At 42.4% G+C, this 24,060-nt stretch carries 21 protein-coding genes and 1 riboswitch; of the genes, 16 read left to right on the forward strand and 5 right to left on the reverse strand.

Going from position 1 to position 24,060, the window contains the following annotated elements:
• Positions 1–210 precede the first annotated feature (210 nt).
• From J7Q78_RS07600 to J7Q78_RS07615, 4 genes are all read left to right on the forward strand, one after another.
• The gene (locus tag J7Q78_RS07600) at positions 211–1,803 is read left to right on the forward strand and encodes a CTP synthase (protein WP_154243114.1); all 1,593 of its coding nucleotides are present in this window, start codon (positions 211–213) and stop codon (positions 1,801–1,803) included.
• A 414-nt stretch (positions 1,804–2,217) separates the two neighbouring features.
• A complete protein-coding gene (locus tag J7Q78_RS07605; RefSeq protein ID WP_154243113.1) occupies positions 2,218–3,477 on the forward strand; it encodes a UDP-N-acetylglucosamine 1-carboxyvinyltransferase in 1,260 nt (419 codons plus the stop codon).
• Positions 3,478–3,629: 152 nt separating this feature from the next.
• Complete coding sequence (locus J7Q78_RS07610; RefSeq protein ID WP_154243112.1) at positions 3,630–3,893, forward strand: type B 50S ribosomal protein L31; 264 nt, start codon at positions 3,630–3,632, stop codon at positions 3,891–3,893.
• 154 nt (positions 3,894–4,047) lie between these two features.
• Complete coding sequence (locus tag J7Q78_RS07615) at positions 4,048–4,725, forward strand: Rnf-Nqr domain containing protein (RefSeq protein ID WP_235688083.1); 678 nt, start codon at positions 4,048–4,050, stop codon at positions 4,723–4,725.
• Positions 4,726–4,774: 49 nt separating this feature from the next.
• On the opposite strand, the gene J7Q78_RS07620 is transcribed toward J7Q78_RS07615, so the two are convergent.
• On the reverse strand, positions 4,775–6,016 hold the full coding sequence (locus J7Q78_RS07620; RefSeq protein WP_154243111.1) for a multidrug efflux MFS transporter: 1,242 nt from the start codon (positions 6,014–6,016) through the stop codon (positions 4,775–4,777).
• Positions 6,017–6,043: 27 nt separating this feature from the next.
• Entirely contained in the window at positions 6,044–6,778 is a 735-nt protein-coding gene (locus tag J7Q78_RS07625; protein ID WP_208422604.1) for an SMI1/KNR4 family protein, read from the reverse strand.
• 145 nt (positions 6,779–6,923) lie between these two features.
• Here J7Q78_RS07625 and J7Q78_RS07630 point away from each other — a divergent pair, with 145 nt between their 5' ends.
• The 10 genes from J7Q78_RS07630 to J7Q78_RS07675 all read left to right on the forward strand — a co-directional run bounded on the left by J7Q78_RS07630 (position 6,924) and on the right by J7Q78_RS07675 (position 16,115).
• The gene (locus J7Q78_RS07630) at positions 6,924–7,487 is read left to right on the forward strand and encodes a LemA family protein (protein ID WP_154243109.1); all 564 of its coding nucleotides are present in this window, start codon (positions 6,924–6,926) and stop codon (positions 7,485–7,487) included.
• A gap of 13 nt (positions 7,488–7,500) precedes the next feature.
• Entirely contained in the window at positions 7,501–8,400 is a 900-nt protein-coding gene (gene htpX / locus J7Q78_RS07635; RefSeq protein ID WP_154243108.1) for a zinc metalloprotease HtpX, read from the forward strand.
• Positions 8,401–8,527: 127 nt separating this feature from the next.
• A complete protein-coding gene (locus J7Q78_RS07640; protein WP_208422603.1) occupies positions 8,528–9,766 on the forward strand; it encodes a DUF3114 domain-containing protein in 1,239 nt (412 codons plus the stop codon).
• Between the two features lie 122 nt (positions 9,767–9,888).
• Positions 9,889–11,268 carry a UDP-N-acetylmuramoyl-tripeptide--D-alanyl-D-alanine ligase gene (locus J7Q78_RS07645; protein ID WP_208422602.1) on the forward strand — a complete coding sequence of 460 codons (1,380 nt, stop codon included), beginning with the start codon at positions 9,889–9,891 and terminating at the stop codon, positions 11,266–11,268.
• A 250-nt stretch (positions 11,269–11,518) separates the two neighbouring features.
• A complete protein-coding gene (locus J7Q78_RS07650) occupies positions 11,519–13,069 on the forward strand; it encodes a DEAD/DEAH box helicase (RefSeq protein ID WP_154243105.1) in 1,551 nt (516 codons plus the stop codon).
• A gap of 139 nt (positions 13,070–13,208) precedes the next feature.
• The gene (gene acpS / locus J7Q78_RS07655) at positions 13,209–13,562 is read left to right on the forward strand and encodes a holo-ACP synthase (RefSeq protein ID WP_208422601.1); all 354 of its coding nucleotides are present in this window, start codon (positions 13,209–13,211) and stop codon (positions 13,560–13,562) included.
• Positions 13,563–13,566: 4 nt separating this feature from the next.
• Positions 13,567–14,709: an alanine racemase gene (gene alr / locus J7Q78_RS07660; RefSeq protein WP_208422600.1), complete on the forward strand. Its 1,143-nt coding sequence runs from the start codon at positions 13,567–13,569 to the stop codon at positions 14,707–14,709.
• Positions 14,710–14,786: 77 nt separating this feature from the next.
• Positions 14,787–15,047 (forward strand): hypothetical protein, encoded by a 261-nt coding sequence (locus J7Q78_RS07665; RefSeq protein WP_154243102.1) that lies wholly within the window; start codon positions 14,787–14,789, stop codon positions 15,045–15,047.
• A gap of 21 nt (positions 15,048–15,068) precedes the next feature.
• Positions 15,069–15,434 (forward strand): type II toxin-antitoxin system PemK/MazF family toxin, encoded by a 366-nt coding sequence (locus J7Q78_RS07670; RefSeq protein ID WP_154243101.1) that lies wholly within the window; start codon positions 15,069–15,071, stop codon positions 15,432–15,434.
• Positions 15,435–15,536: 102 nt separating this feature from the next.
• A riboswitch (PreQ1 riboswitch) is annotated at positions 15,537–15,581 on the forward strand.
• 6 nt (positions 15,582–15,587) lie between these two features.
• Positions 15,588–16,115, forward strand: a complete 528-nt coding sequence (locus J7Q78_RS07675) for a QueT transporter family protein (RefSeq protein ID WP_208422599.1) — start codon at positions 15,588–15,590, stop codon at positions 16,113–16,115.
• 44 nt (positions 16,116–16,159) lie between these two features.
• On the opposite strand, the gene cbpA is transcribed toward J7Q78_RS07675, so the two are convergent.
• From cbpA to J7Q78_RS07690, 3 genes are all read right to left on the reverse strand, one after another.
• On the reverse strand, positions 16,160–16,837 hold the full coding sequence (gene cbpA, locus J7Q78_RS07680; RefSeq protein WP_076790056.1) for a cyclic di-AMP binding protein CbpA: 678 nt from the start codon (positions 16,835–16,837) through the stop codon (positions 16,160–16,162).
• Positions 16,838–17,086: 249 nt separating this feature from the next.
• Complete coding sequence (locus J7Q78_RS07685) at positions 17,087–18,466, reverse strand: L,D-transpeptidase family protein (RefSeq protein ID WP_208422598.1); 1,380 nt, start codon at positions 18,464–18,466, stop codon at positions 17,087–17,089.
• Positions 18,467–18,674: 208 nt separating this feature from the next.
• Positions 18,675–19,658, reverse strand: coding sequence for an L-lactate dehydrogenase (locus J7Q78_RS07690; RefSeq protein ID WP_407929561.1), 984 nt, complete (start codon positions 19,656–19,658; stop codon positions 18,675–18,677).
• A 222-nt stretch (positions 19,659–19,880) separates the two neighbouring features.
• Here J7Q78_RS07690 and pth point away from each other — a divergent pair, with 222 nt between their 5' ends.
• Both pth and mfd read left to right on the forward strand, forming a co-directional pair.
• Positions 19,881–20,438 (forward strand): aminoacyl-tRNA hydrolase, encoded by a 558-nt coding sequence (gene pth, locus J7Q78_RS07695; protein ID WP_208422667.1) that lies wholly within the window; start codon positions 19,881–19,883, stop codon positions 20,436–20,438.
• Positions 20,439–20,525: 87 nt separating this feature from the next.
• On the forward strand, positions 20,526–24,056 hold the full coding sequence (gene mfd, locus J7Q78_RS07700) for a transcription-repair coupling factor (protein ID WP_208422597.1): 3,531 nt from the start codon (positions 20,526–20,528) through the stop codon (positions 24,054–24,056).
• Positions 24,057–24,060: the final 4 nt, after the last annotated feature.

The raw sequence follows: 24,060 nt of genomic DNA on the forward strand, positions 1-24,060 counted from the left end.
CGTAGAAATGATTAATTTTTTTGCTTGACGCTAATTGCCGTTTCTTGTATTATATTCTTTGGGCGCTTTGCAATTACTTTAATTGCGAAGCCAGAATCGGTTAACAAGCTCCCTGTTCATTTTTGAATAGGGAGCTTGTTTTTGTTTTTTGTTGTTTCCCAAAAGCATGAATGTTTAGCGTAATGCTAAGAAGAAAAGGAGAATATTGATATGACCAAATATGTTTTTGTAACAGGTGGCGTTGTTTCTTCACTGGGTAAAGGGATTGTTGCGGCTTCACTTGGTCGTTTGTTAAAGAATCGTGGCTTAAAGGTAACGATTCAAAAATTTGATCCATATATCAACGTGGACCCTGGGACAATGAGTCCATACCAACACGGTGAAGTTTTTGTAACAGATGATGGTACTGAAACTGATTTAGATCTTGGCCATTATGAACGGTTTATCGATAATAATTTAAACAAATATTCTAACGTGACGACCGGTAAGATTTATTCAGAAGTTTTACGTAAAGAACGAAAAGGTGAATACCTTGGCGCAACTGTTCAAGTGATTCCCCATATCACAAACATGATTAAAGAAAAAATCATGCGGGCTGCAACAACGACCGATTCCGATATCGTTATTACTGAAATCGGTGGGACGGTTGGTGATATTGAATCACTACCATTTTTAGAAGCACTTCGTCAAATGAAGGCGGATGTTGGCGCCGAAAACTGCATCTACATTCATACGACCTTGGTGCCTTACTTGAAGGCTGCCGGTGAAATGAAGACTAAACCAACCCAACACAGTGTTAAAGAACTCCGGGGAATCGGAATTCAACCAAATGTCTTGGTATGCCGAACTGAAAAACCAATTCCTGATGATATGCGTAACAAGATCGCTCAATTCTGTGATGTTGAACCAGAAGCTGTTGTTGAATCACGCGATGCTGAATCAATTTACGACATTCCGTTGTTGTTGAAGAACCAAGGCTTAGACGAGTTTGTCTTGAATCACTTCAAGATGACAGCCCCAGAAGCTGACATGACAGAATGGATTGACATGCTGCACACGATTAAGCATCTAGAAGGCACGAAACGGATTGCTTTAGTCGGTAAATATATCGAATTACAAGATGCCTACATTTCAGTGAACGAAGCACTACGGCATGCCGGTTATGCTTATAACACGGATGTTAAAGTGACGCCAATTCAATCAGAAGATATCACCAAAGAAAATGTTGCTGAGACATTAGCTGGTTTCGATGGGATTATTGTTCCAGGTGGTTTTGGTGATCGTGGGTTGGAAGGCATGATTCTTTCAATTCAATATGCGCGTGAAAATGATGTACCATACCTTGGAATCTGTTTAGGGATGCAAATGGCAAGTATCGAATTTGCCCGCAACGTTGCTGGTATCACAGACGCAACAACTGGTGAAGTACATCCAGAAGCTGAACATAAATTAATCGACATCATGTCAGACCAAAAAAATCTAGAAAATATGGGTGGGACGCAACGTCTAGGTCTATACCCATGTAAATTAAAACCCGGTACAAAGACCGCTGCCGCTTATGATAACCAAAGTGTTATCCAACAACGTCACCGTCACCGTTATGAATTCAATAACGAATACCGTGAATTGTTAACCGACAAAGGCTTAGTCTTTGCCGGGACTTCACCTGACAACCGCTTAGTTGAAGTGATTGAAATTCCAGAAAACAAATTCTTCGTGGCCGCTCAATACCACCCTGAATTTCTATCACGGCCAAACAAACCGGAAGGCTTGTTCAAGGCATTTATTGGCGCAACGATGTAAGGTCGGCTGACTCAAACGGGTGAGCTTTAAAAGAAAAAATGCCCCTTATAACTTTTTTAGTTATAAGGGGCATTTTTTGTATCGAAAACAGTTGTGAAAATAATGCCCTACATTTTGAAAACCTTTGCATTCTATGGTGTCCATTGCGGGCTTTTATACGAGGGGCGCTTTTCCTGAATATGAAAATTAAAAAGTCAATGATATTTCTAAATGCCTTGTAATTTATGTGCTTATTAATTATTATTATACATGTATGACTAATTATCAACGGCGTTGAGTGGAATGAAGCCGTTCTCTAAATTTAAAAAACTAAAAAACTTAAAAATATCAAAAGCGCCTTCTGGTTTATACCACAGGAGAAGTGGGGGACTGAAGGCGGTTCTTTTGTTGCAAAGCGAACGGGGAAAACTAAAAATGAAAAAAATGTTAATTCAAGGTGGCAATCTCTTGTCTGGGGAAGTCACAATAGGCGGTGCAAAAAATAGCACGGTTGCGATTATTCCCGCGGCTATTTTGGCAGAGTCAAAGGTTGTTTTGGACAGTGTCCCGCACATTAAAGACGTCAATAGCTTACTATCAATTCTAGAAGAGATGTCGGTCTCATCGACATTTGAGGGGGATACAGTTGAAATCGATCCAACCCATATTATTTCAACGCCATTACCAAGTGGGAAAATTCAAAGTTTACGGGCCTCTTACTATTTCATGGGGGCGCTATTAGGCCGGTTTGGCGAAGCAATTGTTGGTTTGCCAGGCGGGGATGATATTGGGCCCCGACCAATTGATCAACATATTAAAGGATTTGAAGCACTAGGGGCCACCGTGACGAATAACCACGGGGCCATCCAAATCAAGGCGCCAAATGGCTTGCATGGTGCTAAAATTTATCTCGATATGGCATCAGTTGGGGCAACAATTAATTTATTGTTGGCCGCTGTCCGTGCTGAAGGCCAAACCGTTATTGAAAATGCGGCTCGCGAACCTGAAATTGTGGATATCGCCACTTTTCTAAATAATATGGGGGCCAAAATCCGCGGTGCGGGGACTGATATTATCCGCATTGACGGTGTTGAACACCTATACGGGCGCAATACGCACACCATTATTCCTGATCGGATTGAAGCAGGCACTTATTTAAGTATGGCTGCAGCGATTGGTGATGGCGTGAACATCAAGAACATCATCAGTGAACATATGGACGCTTATCTCGCTAAATTAGAGGAAATGGGCGTTAAGATGGACGTTAAGGAAGACAGTATCTTTGTCTACCCATCACCTGATTTAAAAATGGTTCAAATTAAAACAATGCCTTACCCGGGCTTTGCGACTGACTTGCAACAACCACTCACCCCGCTCTTGTTAAAAGCCCAAGGCGAGGGGCTTGTGGTGGATACACTTTATCCTAAGCGGACACGCCACGTCCCAGAATTAATTCGGATGGGTGCAGACATCTCAATTGAAAATGATGTGATTATTTTACACCATGCTGATAAGTTACAAGGTGCTGAAGTATCAGCCGATGAAATTCGGGGCGGTGCTTGTTTAATGATTGCTGGTTTAATGGCCAATGGCGTTACAACGATTAATAATGCAAGTAATATTTTACGGGGCTATGACCGAGTGGTTGATAAACTAACCGGTCTGGGAGCAATCGTTAAAATGGTTGAAGAATAAGTTAACCATCTATTGTTTTTTGTGAGCATTCATGCTAATATTTAATGGTTATGTAAACAAATATCTCTGACATAGCAAATATCTCAGGGCAAGACTTAAGTTGTGCATCGGAATTGATGCAGATAACTTTAGCAAAAAGGAGCGGAAAAGACATGAAACAAGGTATTCATCCAGATTATCACAAGGTAGTATTTATGGATTCATCAACTGGCTTCAAGTTCATTTCAGGTTCAACTGCTAACTCAGCTGAAACTGTTGAATGGGAAGACGGTAACACATATCCATTAATCCGTGTTGAAATTTCATCAGATTCACATCCATTCTACACAGGTAAACAAAAGTTTACTCAAGCAGATGGGCGTGTCGATCGTTTCAACAAAAAATATGGTTTTACAGACAAGAACGCTGCCAAATAATTATTTTGGGAACCGGGGAATTTTTCCCTGGTTTTTTTTTACCCCAAAAGTGCCATGTTAGCCAACGATTAAAAATGATTCTTTACGAAGGATGCCGATTTATGCGGTCGTCGGAATGTGGTACGATATCATTTAAATGGAAAGGATGAATAACATGGCAAAACAAAAAATAAATTGGCGGTGGGTGGACTGGCTTTATGTCTTCACCATTGTGAGTCAATTAATTTACATTGGCTATTACTTAGAACAAATGCTGACCAATCCAAGAGATAACGGAACATTATCGTTTGCTGTTTTACAAGTGGTTGCAGGACTTGTGATTGCAACCTTACCGATTATTATTGAGCGGTTTATGCCATACCGTTTTCCAGAGGTACTATACGCAGTTTATTTAATTTTTGTGTACTGTTCAATTCTATTGGGGACGGGTTTACATTTTTATAGTCGCTTATATTACTGGGATAAATTCTTGCATGTTTTGAGTGCTGGGTTATTGGCGGGATTAGGGTATACGGTCTTTAATGTGTTGATTTCGAAACAACTGCGCCAAACTATTTCAGCCTTACTGATGAGTTTATTTGCCGCAACCTTTGGTAGTACGATTGGGGTATTGTGGGAGTTCTATGAATTCACGGGTGATCGTTTATTAGGATTAAATATGCAACGTTACATGGCAAATGGCCACCTTTTATTAGGGCAAGCAGCCCTGTTAGATACGATGGGGGACTTATTAGCAGATGTATTAGGGTCGTGCCTCATCGCAATTATCGGATATTTCTGCATTAAGCATAACCGTGACTGGTTAGATAAACTGACATTTACGAAAAAATAACAACAAAAAGTGGTGCTTCTTATTTTGGGAGAAGCACCACTTTTTGTTGTTATTTTTGGATTTCGTGTTCGTCACGTAAAACTTTGGTATTCTGGCGGACCCAGAAGAGGTTGACGATAACGAGGACGGTTGTCGATAAGAAGACCCCACTATAGCCGAATAGACCAGAAACACTAGAACCAATCAGCGGTCCGGCAACATTGCCCATCGCTTGGAAAGATTGATTATAACTAAAAATCCGACCGGCAGAACGATGTGGCGAGTACTTTGCGAGAATTGTTTGGACTTGTGGCAACAATGCGGCATCAACAATCCCAACTAATAAACGCAATGCGCCGAGTTGCCAAACGTTTTGGACAAAGGCTTGTGGGACATAGACGAAGACGGCAAAGACTAAGCCACTGAGTAAAATTTTTTCGGAGCCAATGCGATCCCCAAGTGCGCCAAAACGGGGGGCGGCAATTAATGTCGCAATCCCCGGGATGGCCGCGACAATCCCGCTGACTAATGCGACGTTATTGCCATGGTGCATTAGTTGGCGAACATATAAACTTAACAGCGGACTGATGGAGTTGTTAGAGGCTTGGATAATCATTGTCGTGACGAACATCCCGATAATTAAATGGGGGTATTTTAATTCGTGGATCAGTTGCCGACCAGGAACTTGATCGCCTTTTTGGATCGGTGTGAAATCTTCGTGAACAAATACTAGACAAAGAATAAACACGATGAACAAAATAATACCGGTAATAAAGAAGGTCGTTCGATACCCCGTTGCTTGGGCAATAATGCCCCCTAATAAGGGCCCTAATAATGTGCCAGAAACGTTTCCGGTCGTAAGGGTTCCTAAGGCTTGGCCGCTTTTTTCTTGAGGGGCTGAAGTGGCGATTAAGGCGTTTGAATTACTGATGTATCCTGAGAAGAACCCTTGGAGGAGCCGTAGCCCGATTAATTCATAAACGTTTTGGACTAAGCCCATCGCCCCCAGAACAATTGCCATCCCTAATGAAGCGCGGAGTAACATTAATTTACGCCCGCGGCGATCGGCAATTTTGCCCCACCATGGTGAAATCAGGGCAGTGACTAAGAATGTGATGGAATAGGTCAATCCACTCCATAAACTCAATTGAGCCGTTGTAAAATGGCCGAGTGTGTCAATGTACAGTGACATGAATGGCATAATTAAACTAAAAGCAACGCCGGCCATGAAATTGCCAAACCATAAAACAACGAGGTTCTGTTCCCATTGTGCCCGGCGTCTGAATAAACGTTGACGAATGTGCGTTAACATAGTGGCATCATCTCGATTCTAAAAAAGTTAAAGTGAAGACCACGCTTTTTGATGTGCGTGATAGGCGTCTTTTAAATGTGGTAGTTCTTCAAAAAGAGTAGCGAGTTGGGCGCTTTTAGCCTGTGGTAGCTGACGTTTGAAGTACAAGCGTTGAGTGTCATAGGCGGTCAATGCGCTTGCTTGTTGCGCTGGTGTCCCATGTTCGGCAAAATAAAGGAGCCAATCAAACAGCCATTCTTTATCAGCATCGGCTTCATAATGCGCCAGTAGGGCATCTAGCTGGGCGCCTTGTGCGACTAATAAGTAATGGTTACGTTGCAAAGGGGTTAATTGATGGTCAGGATTCAGATCAATTACTTTGGGACCTAACTGTTCGAGAAAACTGGTCAGCGAATCAGCAACGGTTAACCATTGATCGACCTCAGTATCTATGTAGCGAATCGGTGGTTCAGCTAAGGCTTGTTGGCAATCAAATACGAAATATTGCTGTTGATGCTGACTAAAAGGCACTAAGTAATCGGGTAATTCAGGCGCTTGGATGACGGCTTCACCGTTGTGGGCAATCCCAGCTAAATAGTGACACTCAACGTCAGCGAGACCGTCACTGGTTGGCTCACGCGTAGGAAGGCTAAAGTTAGTTAGAAAACCGCCATTGGTTGTTTGGCAGAGGACCCGGTAACTCATTGGAATTCGTGGCTCATCGGCAATCATCCGTGGTGCAGTTAAGCCAACATTTGCAATTGCTGGCTGGGCAGTAAACATGCAAGTATCCCTCCCAAAATTGATAACTCTTTAATTTTACCATTTATGTCAAACCAAGGTTTTCTTAAGGTTGACAACCTATTCTTTATTTGTTGTAACGAGTCTGATAATATGAAGACAACATTAAAGAAAAGAGGATACGCATATGTTGTGGTTTATTATTATCATTATTTTGTTAGTGGTCGGCGCCGTTGTTTTTTACATCAGTACCTACAATAACATGGTTAAGAGTCGGAACTGGACCGATGAAGCATGGAGCCAAATCGATGTCCAACTCAAACGCCGGAACGACTTGATTCCAAACTTAGTATCAACTGTGAAAGGGTATGCTAAGCATGAACAAGATACGCTGGAAAAAGTCATCAAGATGCGGAATCAATTGGTTGAAATGCCAACTGATAATCGACAAGCAACAATGGCGGCGTCTAACCAGTTAACGGATTCATTGAAGAGTGTTTTTGCGTTATCAGAAAGCTATCCGGATTTAAAGGCAGACGCAGAATTTACGAAGTTAATGGAAGAATTGACGAATACGGAAAATAAAATTGCGTATGCGCGTCAATTATTTAACTCAAGTGCAACACGTTATAACAACCAAATTCAAACGTTCCCTGGCAATATTTTAGCAGGTGCCCACAATTTCCAAAAGGTGGCTTACTTAGAAACCCCAGTTGAGGAAAAAGTAGCACCTAAAGTTTCCTTTGAATAGGGTGTGATTGGGCATGTTATTTGAACAAATCCAAGAGAATAAACGTAAGACAGTCTATGTGATGATTGGCTTTTTCGCCCTAGTATTGGCAATTGGCGCAGCGCTAGGTTATTTATTTATGCGTAATCTGATTAGCGGTGTCGTGGTGGCGGCCATTTTAGCCGCTATTTACATGGCAATGATGATTGGTAATTCGACCAACGTCGTGATGCAAATGAACCATGCGATTGAAATCCACGATGCTCGCGAATATCCTGATTTATGGCACATTGTTGAAGATATGGCGATGGTGGCCCATGTACCGATGCCACGCGTCTTTATTGTTGATGATCCTAGTCCAAATGCGTTTGCGACTGGTAACGATCCAGAACACGCTGCAGTGGCAGTAACGACTGGTATCATGGCGCGTCTGAACCGTGAAGAACTTGAGGGGGTAATTGCCCATGAAGTCTCACATATTCGTAACTATGATATTCGGTTACAAACGATTGCCTTAGCACTTTCTGCGGTGATTTCAATGTTGGTAAACATTGGTAGCAACATGTTATGGTGGGGTGGCGGACGCAGTCGGGATAACGACCGTGAAGAAGGGGCAAGTAATGTCATCGGTTTAGTTTTTTCAATCCTGTTATTGATATTGGGACCTTTGGCGGCTAGTATCGCACAGATGGCGTTGTCACGAAATCGGGAATACTTGGCCGATGCATCTGGTGTTGAATTAACGCGCAACCCGCAAGGTTTAATCAACGCATTATTAAAGATTGCTAATAGTGAGCCAATGCAAGCTGCCGATCCATCGAGTGCGGCCTTATATATTTCAGATCCGTTTAAAGGACTTAGCCGGCCGGGTGCTCATTTATTTGATAGTCATCCCCCGATTGAAGACCGCATCGCTAAATTAAGAGCGATGTAATGTTTTAAGAGTATGAAGCGTCAGCTGTAGATAATAGCTGACCGAACACGTTTTATGAAGCGGGCGGCAAAATTCATTTTTGTCGCCCGCTTTTTTTGTATAATAAAGAAAAAGAGGAGTGATTAGTGTGCGACTATCTCCAATTCAGCAGTTAATGGCCTTGCAATCGGCCTTAATAACACAATGGAATGAGGCGGCCAGTGAACAGATTGCCAATTTCGATTTACCGATTGTGCGTGGGCAATTACTATTGGCATTGCATGCGCGCCACCAGCTAACATTATCGACGCAACAACGCACAATGATTCAACGCGCCATCATCACGACCATGGCAACTAAAACCGATGGCGCCGAGTTGACGCGCCTTTGGCGGCAAACACTACCGCAACGGTATCGAATTGTTAATCAGGCGGAAGTAGTGGCCCATTTTGAACAGTTAGAGCGTGCTAATTGGGATGTGGCGAGTTTACGCGCTTATGCCATCTATTTAACGGAGCAACTTGCTGCGCAACCAACAGCGCTCAAAACTATTTTACAACGTAATTGGCAAGCCTTGCATCAAGTCGGCTCAGCACTTTATCAGGTGCTTTTTGCAGCATATGGGGATCAAACTGCCCAACCAGTGATTAATAATCAACGGCTTAATTTAGTGCTGACCCATTTAGGGGCGCAGTTGGATGCGCATGCGTTTTTGCAATTGACGGCGCACGATTATCAGCTTGACCCAGAATTAGCGCCTGATGCCCCTTTTTTAGCGACCTTCGCGCAAAGTGTGCAACGGGCGTTTGCTGGTCGTATTTTAACCGATCAACGGATTCACCAATTGAGAATGTATTTTGACCGGCAGAACCTGCGCTATATTCGCCGCTATTTTCAACAATCTGGGGAAACAGATGAGCAAGCCTTAAGGCGGTTTGTGCAAAAACGGCAAGCAACCCAACCGCATTATTGGCTACGACGTGAACCAGCTCGGCTCCATAATAAATACCGTCACAACCAGCAACCCTCAACACCGTGGAATCGTAAGCGACTGACACCGGATTTTCATAGTGAATTTATTTTAGCGCCGTCTGGGACATTCATCAGTCAATGGCAAGTGCTTAAAGTAAAAGCGGATGGTTTGATTGATAGTAATCCTGCCCATTATCATCTCGATGATTGGACCAGTCAGCAATTGCTAAACGGCGAATCGTTTAATTACGCTAATCGAAATAATCGGCAACACGCCTATTTGGATAGTAAACCACCGCTGCAAAATGATCATGCCCTGCGCAAAGCGGCGTTTAAAGGGTGGCGAAGTCCAACTAAGCAACAATATCAGCCTGATGATAAACAAATTGATGACTATTCACAGTGGTATCCTTAACCAGCCGTTCATCAGTTTTGGGGCTTTTTAGAAACTATGGTACAATATTGCGTAGTATTTTAAGTCATAACTAAAAAAAGCGTGCGCAAAAGCGTGCACAGAGTAATAGGAGTTATTGATCAATGAAAATGCAGTTGGGTGAAATTGCGCGAGTCACTGGGGCTAAAAACGAGATTGAACAGTGGGCAACGATTGAAGTGACGAATGTTGCGTTTGACGCACGTCAATTAAATAAGGGCGCTTTGTTTGTACCATTAGCCGGGACGCGTGACGGTCACGACTTTGTTGGGCAAGCTAAGGAAAATGGGGCAGTGGCGACTTTTTGGGCGGCCAATCATGATGCACTGCCAACCGATTTTCCCGTATTAGTGGTTGCAGATCCACTAGCGGCCTATCAGAAATTAGCGATGCATTATCTCCAGAAAATTAATCCCAAGGTGGTTGCGATTACTGGTAGTAATGGTAAAACAACGACGAAAGATATGACAGCGGCGGTCTTGGGGAGTCAATACAATATGCACAAGACGCAAGCAAACTTTAATAATGAAATTGGTGTGCCGCAAACGATTTTATCGATGGAAGCCAATACTGAAATTTTAGTAATTGAAATGGGAATGGACCGCCCTGGTCAATTGACAGCACTTAGTGAATTAGCTATGCCAGATGTGGCGGTGATTACGATGATTGGTGAAGCACATATCGAGTTTTTCAAGTCGCGCGATAAGATTGCCGATGCCAAGATGGAAATCACGAATGGGCTTAAAGAAGATGGCTTATTAATTTATGCTGGTGATGAACCGCTATTGAATGAACGAATTGGTGAACTGACAACCAAGACATTCGGTAATTTGACGACTAACGACCTATACCCGTTACAAGTCCGCGCTGGTGAAACGAAAACGGCATTCAAGTTGAATGCTTGGCCAGACATAACGTTTACAATCCCGATGATGGGCGCCTATAACGTCAATAATGCATTGGCCGCCATCTTAGTTGGGCAACAATTCCATATTAAACCAGAACTGATGAAAAAAGCCTTGGCGAATTTCGAAGTCACGAGCAATCGAACAGAATGGCTTGTTGGTCAAAAGGGCGAACGGATATTAAGTGATGTGTATAATTCAAATCCTACGGCAGCTAAAGAGGTTTTACACAACTTTAGTCATTTTGAGACTGATGGGCGTCGAATTGCTGTCTTAGGTGATATGTTAGAATTAGGAACTGCGAGCAAAAAACTACACGAAAGCTTGGCACAAGAATTAGATCCGACGATGATTCAAGATGTTTTCCTATTTGGTGATGAAATTGAACCGTTATACATGACATTAAAAGAACGTTATCCAGCAGCACATTTACACTACTTTAACCGCCAAGAACAGGCTGCATTAATTGCCAGCTTGCAAGCGACAATCCAATCCAACGATTTAGTTGTTTTGAAGGCAAGTCACGGCTTACATTTAGAAAAAGTGGTGGCTGCTTTACAAGATACTGAAACGAATTAATGATTAACAATTGATAGACAACGGCACCGATCCGCTGTTTAGCGATTGAAGCTATAACATTCGATTAACAATTAGCGGATTTTCGTTTGCTAATTAAGGTATAGCATGATAAGCTATTAAGGAGCTTTTTTAGTGAAAAAGGCTTTTGAAAACAATTATATTACAAGACAGATTTTTGAAAATGGTGCAATTGACGAAGTGGACCTGTTTTGTAATGGTATGTTTTTTACAAAACAAGGAGGAACACTATTTGAAATTTGCAGAACTAGGTTTATCAGAACCAATTATGAAGGCCATCGAACGCGCTGGCTTTGAAGAAGCAACACCCATCCAAAGTGAAACAATTCCATTGGCATTAGCTGGTAAGGATGTTATCGGGCAAGCACAAACAGGGACCGGTAAGACTGCCGCTTTTGGGTTACCAATCTTACAAAACTTAGACTTAGACAATCCTAACATTCAAGCATTGATTATTTCACCAACTCGTGAATTAGCAATTCAAACCCAAGAAGAACTTTATCGCTTAGGTCGCGACCGTAAAGCGAAAGTCCAAGTGGTCTACGGTGGGGCAGACATTCGGCGTCAAATCCGTTCTTTAAAAGATCACCCACAAATTCTTGTTGGGACTCCGGGGCGTTTATTGGATCATATCAACCGGCGGACAGTTAAATTAGACCACGTGAAAACATTGGTCTTGGATGAAGCTGATGAAATGTTGGACATGGGCTTTGTCGATGATATTGAAAGTATTATCAAACAAGTGCCAGACCAACGGCAAACGCTGTTGTTCTCAGCAACATTGCCAGCTCCAATCATGAAAATCGGTAAGAGTTTCATGACTAATCCTGAAATGATTAAAGTAAAGTCCAAAGAATTGACGGCTGACTTAATCGATCAATACTATGTTCGGGCAAAGGACTTTGAAAAATTCGACATTATGACGCGTTTATTCGATGTTCAATCTCCTGAATTAACATTAATCTTTGGCCGGACAAAACGCCGTGTTGATGAATTAACACGTGGTTTGAAGGCCCGTGGTTATAATGCTGAAGGGATCCATGGTGATTTATCACAACAAAAACGGATGAGTGTCTTGAAATCATTCAAGGCTGGCCGTTTAGACATCTTAGTGGCAACCGATGTTGCTGCCCGGGGGCTTGATATCTCAGGTGTAACCCATGTTTATAACTACGATATTCCTCAAGATCCTGATAGCTATGTTCACCGGATTGGCCGGACAGGGCGTGCCGGTAAGTCAGGTGTTTCTGTCACATTTGTAACACCAAATGAAATGGAATACTTGCATATCATTGAAAACTTAACCAAGAAACGGATGTTACCATTACAACCACCGACAGAAAAAGAAGCCTTTAAGGGCCAATTAGCTGCAGCGGTTGCCGACATCAATTCAATGATTGAAAAAGGCCAGTTGGCTAAATTCAGTGAAGAAGCTGAAGAATTATTGAAACAATTCTCGGATGTTGAATTAGCTTCAGTTCTGTTGAAGACAATCAGCAAAGAATCAGTGCCGGTTAAGATTACGCCAGAACGCCCATTGCCTTCACGTAAAAAAGGTGGCAATCGTAGCGGCAACCGGAATGGTGGCGGCAATCGTCGTGGCGGCTATCGCGGTGGTAATCGTCGTGGAAATGGCGATGGCAAACGTCGCGGTAACGACAACAAAGATGGCCGTCGCAATAGCGGTAACGGCGATAGTAGCAAACGGCGTAGTAATGACAGTCGTAAGAAGACTGATGGCCGTTCAAAACGGAACTTTACAATTCGCACAAACGATAAATAAGCTTTTTTTAAAACAGCGGTTGGCCAACTTGGTCGGCGGCTGTTTTTTTTACATGCTAATTGTGACAGAGATGTAAGTTCTGTCGCAACCTTTTTTGTGGTACACTAATTGAAAATAGGGTGAACTAGGGGCGAAGCCGATGATTGCTGGATTAGGCATTGATTTAGCCGAAATTGATCGATTTGAAAAAGCACAGAGCAAGAATAGTCATTTTGCTGAAAAAGTATTGACGGCCAATGAATTGGCATTGTTTCGGCGTTACACGGGGCGCCGGGCGTTCGAATTTTTGGCGGGGCGGTTTGCGGTAAAGGAAGCTTTTAGTAAAGCCTATGGGACTGGGATTGGCCCAGTGCCACTACAAGCAATTGAAACGTTAAACGATGTAAAGGGCAAACCGTACATCAAGCAAGATTTATTTGAAGGTGCCGTCCATGTATCGCTTTCGCATACAACGACGTTAGTGATGGCAGAAGTTATTTTAGAAAGAGGTTGAGACGATGACAGTCGGCTACTTACGACCAACACGCATTCTAGTTGATCAAAACGCAATTTATGAAAACATTCAAAATGAATTAAAGGATTTAAACGGCACCGATGCGGTGATTTTTCCGGTGTTAAAAGCCAATGCTTATGGTCACGGCATGATTCCTGTTGCAGAAGTGGCCCAAGCAGCTGGTGCCGCAGGCTTTTGTGTGGCTATTTTAGATGAGGCCTTAGCTTTACGGCGGGCTAATTTTACGGAACCAATCTTAGTGCTTGGGATTACTCAACCAACTGAAATCGAATTAGTAATTGCTAACCAAATCTCCATCACAGTAGGATCATTAAAATGGCTACAAGCGGCTTACAAAATTGCTAAACAAATGCCTTATCCACAACCAATGCACATTCATTTGAGTGTCGATAGTGGTATGGGACGAATTGGCTTTAGAGATGCGACTGAATTATTAGCAGCGGCCACATTTATTAAAACCCACGCTAAATATTTCGATTTAGAAGGGATTTTTACCCATTTTGCCACTGCGGATGATCCTGATGATACTTATTTTAAAGAACAAAGTGCCCGGTTCAATGAACTAGTGGCCGTGTTGCCGCAACGGCCACGATTTGTTCATGTTTCGAATTCAGCCACGAGTTTATGGCATTCTGCTTGCAATGAGAATTTAATTCGAATGGGAATTAGTATGTACGGATTGAATCCTTCCGGCAATGCGATTCCTGAATTACCGTATGCACTGAAACCGGCGCTAAGTCTCGAATCAGAATTGGTCTTTGTTAAGCAAGTTGAAGCTGGCAGCAAGATTGGTTACGGTGCCACTTATGAAGCCAAAGAAGATGAGTGGATTGGTACGGTGCCGATTGGCTATGCCGATGGCTGGTCCAGACGGATGCAAGGGTCAACTGTTTTGGTGGATGGGCACCGATGTGAAATTGTCGGCCGGGTCTGCATGGATCAATTGATGATTCGGTTGCCTAAGCAATATCCAGAGGGGACCAAAGTGGTTTTTGTTGGTAAAAGTGGTGATGACGAGATTACTTTACAAGAAATCGCAGATTATGCGGGGACAATTCACTATGAAATTATCTGTGGTTTATCTGATCGGTTACCACGGGTTTATAGTGGGCTTGATGAACATTAAGGATTAAGAATTTGATTATCGCCAGTTCTGTGGTAGGATGGATAAAGGTTAAAGTGTTGATTCGGAGGTTGATGGAGATGAAAGCTAACCGTGAACAACTATCCGTTAAATTAGACGTTGAGTTGGTCCAAGCAATTAAGCAGTATTGTGAGGTGTATGCCCTTGATGAGAACGATTTAATTCAAGATGCACTCCACGAATTCATGGCGACTAGACAGGCCAAAGTCGATCATGTCATTAACGGGTACGCTGAGATGGCTAGCATCAATAGTCAAATTGCAGCTGAATTTAACGCTTGCGAAAGTGAGGCATACGCACACATTCGCATAGTTGATTGATCCTAATTGGAGGGAGAACAAGTGGGAGCATTAATACAGCGTGGCGATATTTTTTATGCGGATTTATCACCAGTGGTCGGTTCAGAACAAGGGGGCATGCGTCCTGTTTTAATCATTCAAAATGACGTGGGTAATCACCATAGTCCCACTGTAATCGTTGCCGCGATTACAGCAAAAATTCAAAAGCCGAAATTACCAACACACGTTGGGATTACGGCAAAGGACAATGGCGTCGAACGCGACTCCGTGATTTTGTTAGAACAGATACGAACGATTGACAAGCAGCGCCTGAAAGATCACGTCACTCACTTAGTGGCGGATAAGATGGCGCAAGTTGATCGGGCGCTCACCATTAGTGTTGGACTTAAACCGGTCTTAAATCCTTAATACATAAATACCCAAGAAGAAAGAACCCACTTACAAAAGCGGGTTCTCTTTTTTTAACCTTTATCAGCAGCTGTTAAGTATGATATGATGGTAGCTGTTCGAAAAAACGTGGTTCGTAACCATCCCACGCAAAAAAACTAGGAGGATTCAAAAATGACGAATCAAAGTCGATTAAAAACGGTGATTCTAAACGGATTGGTGGCAGCACTGTACGTTGTTTTATCGTTATTCCCAGGGATGTTGGGATTTGCTTCAGGGGCCATCCAATTTAGAATTTCGGAAGGCTTAAACCATTTGGTGGTTTTCAATAAGAAATATCTATGGGGCGTTTTCGGTGGGGTAGTAGTGTTTAATTTCTTTTTTAGTTCTGAAAATAAGTTACTTGATACGCTTTTTGGGGGCGGCCAAACCTTATTGGCACTACTGGTATTAACCCTTGTGATGCCTTATTTAAAACAAACTTGGCAAAAAATGGTGGTCAACATTCTCTTGTTCACCGTTTCGATGTGTCTGATTGCCTGGATGCTAGTGTTAACAGGTTCAACTGCTAGCACGCACCTTCCATTCTGGCCAACGTATATCTCGTTAGCGCTATCAGAAGCGCTCATTATGGCGATCACCGCACCAATCATGTATGCTGTGGATAAAGTTGTGCACTTTGATGCGCAAATAAAATCATAAACATTAAAAAAGGGCAGTCCTGATTAGGACTGCCCTTTTTGGCGTTAAACTAAATCATCAAGTTTAGAATCATCCCGTAGCGCTTTACCGGACTGTAAATCATCGATTTCAGGCACCCGGTAGCCTTTTTTCTCGAGCTTATAAACAATCTTTTTCAAAATCTCGAGATCAAGTCCGGCAGGTAAGGTGAAAAGGGTTCGGCGAACAAATTCATCTTGTTTAGCATCTAAAGTGATGCAACTGGCGATTGAGGTGTATTTAGCAATGATTTTCGACATGGCAACTAAATCACCTTGTTCACCAGAAGAAAGCACAGTAAGTACATAACTACTTAATTCGAGGTTCCAGGCTTCAGAAAGCATGTTTAATAACGTGCTGTGCGTGAGAATTCCGTAAAAATTGCTATCTTCGTCTAACACGGCGATGTATGGCAAATCTTTAATGTTAAAGAACACTTTGAAAAAAGGAGCATCAACTGGAATATACTTAGTCATGTTCTTTAATAAGCTGGTCACAGGAAGTTGCATATCGCCCCCTTGCGATTTATGCCGATAGATGTGCATCTTATAGATGTTACCGCGAAAGATTTTACCGCTGGCATCTAGGACGGGAACACAACGGTAACCAGACTCTTCTAGTAGTTGTAATGCTTCTTCTAAGGTCACCGATTCAACAATCGTGGTGAGACGTTCTTTAGGTAAAACTAGGGATTTAATGAGCATAGTTTTTCTCCTTAGATTAAAATTCTCTCATATACTAATGTTATCATAGCATACCACTGAGCAGATTAAAATAACTAGTTTTTCGACTTAGCGAAAACTTGATTAGTAATCGATGAGAAAAAACGTGAAAACTAAGCAAAAAAAACCGGGATAAAAAATCATTTTATCCCGGTTGGCGATTTGATAGTTGCCCTTAGTTTTTTGTAATCTGCATTGTCAGTTAGCAGATAAGCGGTAACGCACAAGATTCTAAATGACAACGACTGGAATGCCTTCGCTGACGGTGTCGTAGAGCTTAGCCATTGTGCCAGGTGGGGTATTGATACAGCCATGTGAGCCATGTTCTTTATACCAGTCACCACCATACTTCGGTTGCCATGGCGAATCATGGATCCCAACGCCCGTCTCGTCGATTGGTAGCCAGTAATTAACGGGACTTGCGTATTCGCTGACACCATCGAAGTTCTTCCCCTTCAATGTAGCGTTGCGTTCTTTCTTCCAAACGCTCCAAACACCGGTTGGGGTGACTTGTGGTGGGCGGGCTGAAACAATATCAGTGTCGATGGTCACCTTGCCATTTTGATAGAGCCACATGTGTTGGGCTTTCAAATCGATTTCGATATAAGTTGAACCAACACTACGCGTTTTCTGATCAGTCCCGGAGCCGCGAATAACAGCTGTTCTTGAAAAATCTCTGCCCTTAGGCACTTCGGTCATCAAGGCATTGATTTCATCGGCAGGGGAGATACTCCAACCATAAATGCCAGCAGGGACAGTGACGGTGCCTTCCTTTGTCGAATTGAAGGTCAATGGTTTGTCAAAAGTATCGTATTTGGTCTTTAATTGATAAACGTATCTCGTAACGGCAGCCTTGTCGAGACTAATGGTGCCGTTGTTATACGTTAACCAACTTTGAATGGCTTCTTTCGGCACTTGAAATAGATTGCCATTGACTGAATAGCTGATTTTTTCATTAGCAATCGTCTTCAACTGGTCGGCAGCTTTTTTCAATTGCTTATCCGTTGATTTTACTTCAGGTTGCGTATAAGCGTTCTTTAAGTCGATTGTTGCTTGGCCTTGGTTGATGCCATGGGCAACCGCTTTTTTAAACTTAGCGGTATCAATTGTATTCCCGTAGACTTCTTTGACGAGATTGAATTGATGATTCTCAAGGTTAATGTGGGCATTTTCTGAAGGTTGACGATTAGCATTGACCTTTTTTAGGGTTTGTGTCGAGAATTTGTCAAAATCAGTAGCGTTTAAAATAAGCGCGTCCTCTGATTTAGCTGTTTGTTCACTGGCAAAGACATGGCCGGGCCAAGACCAACCGTTTTGGGTTTTTTTAATCTTTTCCAATAACGGTTTAAAATTATGGCTAAAGCCAGCTTCTTGACCACTAAAAGTTAATAATGTTTGCTTGTTATCCTTTAGCGTATATTTTTGCCGATTGACTTTTTTTAAAAGTTCTGTGTTAGCATCGGCTACTGATCGGCCACTAATATTGACACCGGCAACCGTTGTATGTGGCAAGAATGCTTTTTGATAATGAAGACTGACTGCCGCGTACCCTCCAACAAGGACAACAGCTGCTACGCCAAGTACGATGTAGGCTTTCTTCGTAAGTTTCACAACCTCAACTCCAATCTCTGCATGGGTTAATCATACCCCAGTATTACGTAAAATACAAAGGTGTTAACTAATAGTAAGCATACAAGATATCCCCCCAAAAAGAAATATAAAAGTACTATTTTTAATAAAAATTGGCAATTGATAAGATTAACACCATAAAAAAACGACTCCCATCCAATGAGAGTCGTTTAACCAAAAAGCGCAGTGCTTATTGGCGAGTTTCGATATCTAATTCAGCAAATGCTTTTGTAACGATATCTTTTAATTGTTTTGCAGAGTTGTGCATGCTTTCCATTTCGTGGTCTGTCAATGGAATTTCAAGGATGTTGGTGATACCTGAACGGTTAACAACAGCAGGTGAACCGATAAAGATATCGTTCAAGCCGTATTGACCTTCCATGTATACAGATAATGGTAAGACAGCATTTTCGTCGTCTAAGATAGCCTTAGTAATACGAGCTAAAGCAGTACCAATTCCGTAGAATGTAGCACCTTTTAAGTTAATGATTGTGTAAGCAGCATCGCGAACGCTTTCGAAGATCTTAACAAGTTCTTCTTCTTTAATTTCTGGATGAGCTTTAACCCATTCAGAAATCTTGATACCACCGATGTTAGCATGTGACCATACAGGGAATTCTGTATCACCATGTTCACCCATGATATAAGCATGGACCGAACGGGCGTCAACGTTAACCATTTCAGCGATATCTTTACGGAAACGAGCTGAGTCAAGTGATGTCCCTGAACCGATAACGCGTTCTTTAGGGAAACCTGATAGTTTCCATGTTGCATATGTTAAGATATCAACTGGGTTAGCAGCAACTAAGAAGATTCCGTTAAAGCCAGATTCAACGATTGGGTCAACAATGGTCTTCAAGATTTTAAGGTTTTTACTTACTAAGTCTAAACGTGTTTCACCTGGTTTTTGGGGTGCACCAGCTGTGATAACAACAACGTCAGCATCTTTTGCATCTGAGTATTCAGCAGCATAAATTTTCTTAGGAGAAGTGAAAGCTAATGCATCAGATAAATCAATTGCATCACCTTGTGTTTTTTCTTTAAAGATGTCGACGATACCAATTTCTTGTGCAATACCTTGTAAAGTTAATGCATAAGCATAACTAGAACCGACAGCGCCGTCGCCGACGAGGATAACTTTTTGGTGATCTTTTTCAATGTTTGCCAATATAATGACGTCCTTTCTGTAAATCAATTCTTCATTTCGAAAACCAGTATAGCATAATTTACACCAAAGTTCGCGATTTTAGTAAAATTTTCAGAAAACTATTTCTTTCACAAAGTGAGAAATAAATTGAATATGGTATAATAGTTCTTAATATCAACTGGCGACTGGGGAGAATTGACTGCTCAGAATTTTTGCGTGATAACGCCAGTCAAAAAGAGGACGTTAATGATGAAGATGATTGTTGGCTTGGGAAACCCAGGCAGTAAGTATGCAAAGACAAAACACAACATTGGGTTTATGGTAATTGATCGATTATGCGAACGGTTTAATGTGACGTTAAATAAGCATGATTTCGAGGCTGAATACGGGAGCTTTAAATATGAAGGTGAAACGATTTTCTTAGTGAAGCCACTAACATTTATGAATGATTCCGGTCGTTCAGTCGGGCCCTTGATGAAATATTATCAGGTTAATTTAGAGGAATTAGTGGTTATTCAAGATGATATGGACTTAACGCTAGGCAAGCTCCGGTTACGGCAAAAAGGTTCTGCCGGTGGCCATAATGGGATTAAGAGTATCATTGCAAGCGTGCAAAGTTCGGAATTTAAGCGGGTCAAGGTGGGGATTCAACACCCGCAAAAGAGTACAGTGGTCAACTGGGTCCTCACCCCGTTTGATAAAGACAGCGCACCAATTATCAATCAAGCACTAGACCGGGCGTGTGAAGCGTTAGAAGACTGGTGCCAAAATGATGACTTCATGAAGACGATGAATAAATTCAATTAGCGGGCAACACGAAGTTCAACACAAGCGTCAATTTTAACAAGCACGTTTCAACGCTCCATTATAATAAGAAAGTAAAGGAATTTTTACATGGATTTAATGACGATGTTGGGACAAACCCAACAGGTGCAATCCGTTTTAGCGCATCAACAACCAGGAATTAAACAACTGCTTACAGGGCTTTCCGGATCAGCGAAAACCCTGTTTTTGGCGACACTTTATAAACAACAACGGCAGCCCTTATTGATTGTTGAAAGTAATACGTTTCAAGCTAATCAAGTTGCTGATGATTTGAGTAATTTACTCAATAGTGATCAGATTTACACTTTCCCAGTTGAAGAAGTGATGGCTGCTGAAATGGCGGTTAGTTCACCTGAATCTAGAGCGGAACGCGTGCGGACATTGAGCTTTTTAGCAACTGGCAAAAAGGGTATTGTGATGACATCCGTCGCGGGTATGCGGCGGTTATTACCGACAGTGCGCCAATTTCAAGACAGTCAACTCACAATTAATATTGATAGTGAAGTTGATCCACAGGCACTGGCTGCTCAACTCGGTGAAATGGGTTATTTTCGGGATAAGTTAGTTGGTAAACCAGGTGAGTTCGCAATGCGGGGAGATATTATTGATATCTTCCCATTAGATGCTGAAAATCCGGTTCGAATTGAACTCTTTGACACAGAAGTGGATTCACTTCGGTCTTTTGAAGCGGACACCCAGCGGAGTATTGAGAATCTAGATAGTGTTCAAATTATGCCAGCCACTGATTTACTAGCCAACACAGCGCAATTGGAAATGGCTGGCTCAGCACTACAAGAAGCCTATGCAGCAGTTATGGATAAAATAACGGATAAAACTGAACAAGAACAATTAGCGACAAATTTTGAAACGCCAATTGAACGGTTGTTAGCCGGAGAACGCGTTGAGAATTTGGCATTGTTTGTCGATTATTTGTATCCCGACCAAACGAGCCTCATTGACTACTTTAAAAAGAACGGTTTAGTGATTTTTGATGACTATCCACGCATTGTAGAAACGCAACGAATCTTGGCCGAAGAAACGGCAAACTGGCAAACTGACATGCTAGAAACCAACCGCTTATTACCAGAACAACAACTTATGCTAGACGCCCAGGCACTCATCAAAAAAGACGCCCATGCCCATCTATACTTATCATTATTCCAAAAAGGGATGGGAAGGTTAAAACTCGATGTGCTAAACAACTTACCAGCACGGACAGTACAACAGTTTTTCAGCCAAATGCCGCTTTTGAAAACTGAGATTGCCCATTGGCAAAAGCAAAAGCAAACGGTCGTTGTACTCGTCTCTGATTCAAAACGGGTGAAGAAGATTGATCAAACATTCCACGACTTTGAAATTGATGCCGTCATTGCCAATAAAACACAATTAGAGGCGGGACGGACGCAAATTATCCAGGGCGCACTTCAAAATGGGTTTGAACTACCGGATTTAAAACTGGTGGTCCTAACTGAAAAGGAATTATTCAATACGGCGCCTAAGAAAAAAGTTCGGCGGCAAACGTTGGCCAATGCAGAACGATTAAAGAGTTATAACGAATTAAAACCAGGTGATTACGTGGTCCACGTCAATCACGGGATTGGTGAATACGTTGGCATGGAAACCCTAGAAGTGGACGGGGTTCACCAAGACTACATCACCATCTTGTATCGGGATAACGGGAAGTTGTTTATTCCAGTTACGCAACTCAATATGGTACAAAAGTATGTCTCAGCTGAGGCCAAAACGCCCAAGATTAATAAGCTTGGTGGTAGTGAATGGCAAAAAACCAAGGGCAAGGTTTCGGCGAAGATTGAAGATATCGCCGATGATTTAATTGAACTTTATGCACAGCGGGAAGCTGAAAAGGGTTTCGCTTTCCCCAAAGATGACCAATTACAGGCCGAATTTGAAGGTCAGTTCCCTTATCCTGAAACAGACGATCAATTACGCAGTACCGCTGAAATTAAGCATGATATGGAACGCGTTCGACCAATGGATCGGTTATTAGTTGGTGACGTTGGCTTTGGGAAAACGGAAGTCGCTTTACGGGCTGCATTTAAAGCTGTTGAAGCCGGCAAACAAGTGGCCTTTTTAGTGCCAACCACGATTTTGGCCCAACAGCACTATGAAAATATGCTGACGCGCTTTGCGGATTTTGCGGTCGAAATCGGCTTACTTTCACGGTTTAAAACGCGGAAAGAAGTGACAGCAACGCTCAAAGGTTTAGCAGAGGGCACAGTGGATATTGTGGTTGGGACCCATCGTTTGTTGTCACAAGATATTAAGTTCAAAGATCTTGGCTTGCTGATTGTTGATGAAGAGCAACGATTCGGTGTGAAGCATAAAGAGCGGCTTAAGCAGCTAAAGGCGCAAGTTGACGTGTTAACACTAACGGCAACGCCGATTCCACGGACGTTGCACATGTCGATGCTCGGAGTGCGTGATTTATCCGTGATTGAAACGCCCCCCACTAATCGGTACCCAATTCAAACATATGTCATGGAACAAAATGCGGGGGCAATCCGTGAAGCGATTGAACGTGAGCTTGAGCGCAACGGGCAAGTTTTTTATCTCCATAACCGGGTGAGTGACATTGAGCGCACAGTGGATGAGATTCAAGCGCTTGTTCCCGAAGCGACAGTGGGGTTTGCACATGGTCAAATGACCGAAGCACAACTGGAAGGGGTCATCTACGACTTTGTCCAAGGAAAATACGATGTCTTGGTCACCACGACGATTATTGAGACCGGGGTTGATATGCCAAACGTGAATACGCTAATTGTCGAAGATGCTGATCACTATGGACTTTCACAGCTCTACCAATTACGCGGACGGATTGGTCGTAGTAGTCGGATTGCTTACGGTTATTTCATGTACCAACCTGATAAGGTTTTAACAGAAGTCAGTGAGAAACGGCTTCAAGCCATTAAGGATTTTACTGAATTAGGATCCGGATTTAAGATTGCGATGCGTGATTTATCGATTCGTGGTGCTGGTAATTTATTAGGTAAGCAACAACATGGCTTTATCGATTCAGTCGGGTTTGATCTATACTCGCAAATGTTAGGAGAAGCCGTCGCTCGGAAACAAGGAAAGCAAGTCGTTGCTAAAACGAATGCCGAAATTGATCTTAAATTAGAAGCTTACTTACCTGACGAGTATATTAATGACCAACGGCAAAAAATCGAAATTTATAAGCGCATTCGTCAGATGGATTCAGAAGCAGCCTTTGATGAAATCCAAGCCGACTTAATTGACCGGTTCGGTGATTACCCAGATCAAGTGACTAACTTACTAGCCATTGGTCAGTTGAAGATGAATGCCGATGACGCGTTAATTGAAACCATTAAACAAACTAAAGACATCATTCAAGTCACTTTATCGACGAAGGGGAGCCGTCTTGTCTCCGGTGAACAAATTTTTGAAGCACTATCGACAACCCGTTTGAAAGCAACCGTCGGGTTTGAACAAGAACAATTAAGTGTGAAGCTCGTAATCCAGCCGAAGATGCAACCGGCAGATTGGTTAAGTGAAGTGGCAACGTTTGTTGCAAGTCTCTTAAAGATAGAACATCAAAACACTGAACAATCAACGGATTAGGCAC

Origin of the sequence: Latilactobacillus fragifolii, from assembly GCF_905332535.1 — a bacterium.
In the GTDB taxonomy this organism is placed as follows: domain Bacteria; phylum Bacillota; class Bacilli; order Lactobacillales; family Lactobacillaceae; genus Latilactobacillus; species Latilactobacillus fragifolii.

Excerpts from the sequence above, each read along its gene's own strand:
- J7Q78_RS07600 (WP_154243114.1), top strand. The coding sequence starts at position 211 with ATGACCAAATATGTTTTTGTAACAGGTGGCGTTGTTTCTTCACTGGGT.
- J7Q78_RS07605 (WP_154243113.1), top strand. The coding sequence starts at position 2,218 with ATGAAAAAAATGTTAATTCAAGGTGGCAATCTCTTGTCTGGGGAAGTC.
- J7Q78_RS07610 (WP_154243112.1), top strand. The coding sequence starts at position 3,630 with ATGAAACAAGGTATTCATCCAGATTATCACAAGGTAGTATTTATGGAT.
- J7Q78_RS07615 (WP_235688083.1), top strand. The coding sequence starts at position 4,048 with ATGGCAAAACAAAAAATAAATTGGCGGTGGGTGGACTGGCTTTATGTC.
- J7Q78_RS07620 (WP_154243111.1), bottom strand. The coding sequence starts at position 6,016 with ATGTTAACGCACATTCGTCAACGTTTATTCAGACGCCGGGCACAATGG.
- J7Q78_RS07625 (WP_208422604.1), bottom strand. The coding sequence starts at position 6,778 with ATGTTTACTGCCCAGCCAGCAATTGCAAATGTTGGCTTAACTGCACCA.
- J7Q78_RS07630 (WP_154243109.1), top strand. The coding sequence starts at position 6,924 with ATGTTGTGGTTTATTATTATCATTATTTTGTTAGTGGTCGGCGCCGTT.
- htpX (WP_154243108.1), top strand. The coding sequence starts at position 7,501 with ATGTTATTTGAACAAATCCAAGAGAATAAACGTAAGACAGTCTATGTG.
- J7Q78_RS07645 (WP_208422602.1), top strand. The coding sequence starts at position 9,889 with ATGAAAATGCAGTTGGGTGAAATTGCGCGAGTCACTGGGGCTAAAAAC.
- acpS (WP_208422601.1), top strand. The coding sequence starts at position 13,209 with ATGATTGCTGGATTAGGCATTGATTTAGCCGAAATTGATCGATTTGAA.
- alr (WP_208422600.1), top strand. The coding sequence starts at position 13,567 with ATGACAGTCGGCTACTTACGACCAACACGCATTCTAGTTGATCAAAAC.
- J7Q78_RS07665 (WP_154243102.1), top strand. The coding sequence starts at position 14,787 with ATGAAAGCTAACCGTGAACAACTATCCGTTAAATTAGACGTTGAGTTG.
- J7Q78_RS07675 (WP_208422599.1), top strand. The coding sequence starts at position 15,588 with ATGACGAATCAAAGTCGATTAAAAACGGTGATTCTAAACGGATTGGTG.
- cbpA (WP_076790056.1), bottom strand. The coding sequence starts at position 16,837 with ATGCTCATTAAATCCCTAGTTTTACCTAAAGAACGTCTCACCACGATT.
- pth (WP_208422667.1), top strand. The coding sequence starts at position 19,881 with ATGAAGATGATTGTTGGCTTGGGAAACCCAGGCAGTAAGTATGCAAAG.
- mfd (WP_208422597.1), top strand. The coding sequence starts at position 20,526 with ATGGATTTAATGACGATGTTGGGACAAACCCAACAGGTGCAATCCGTT.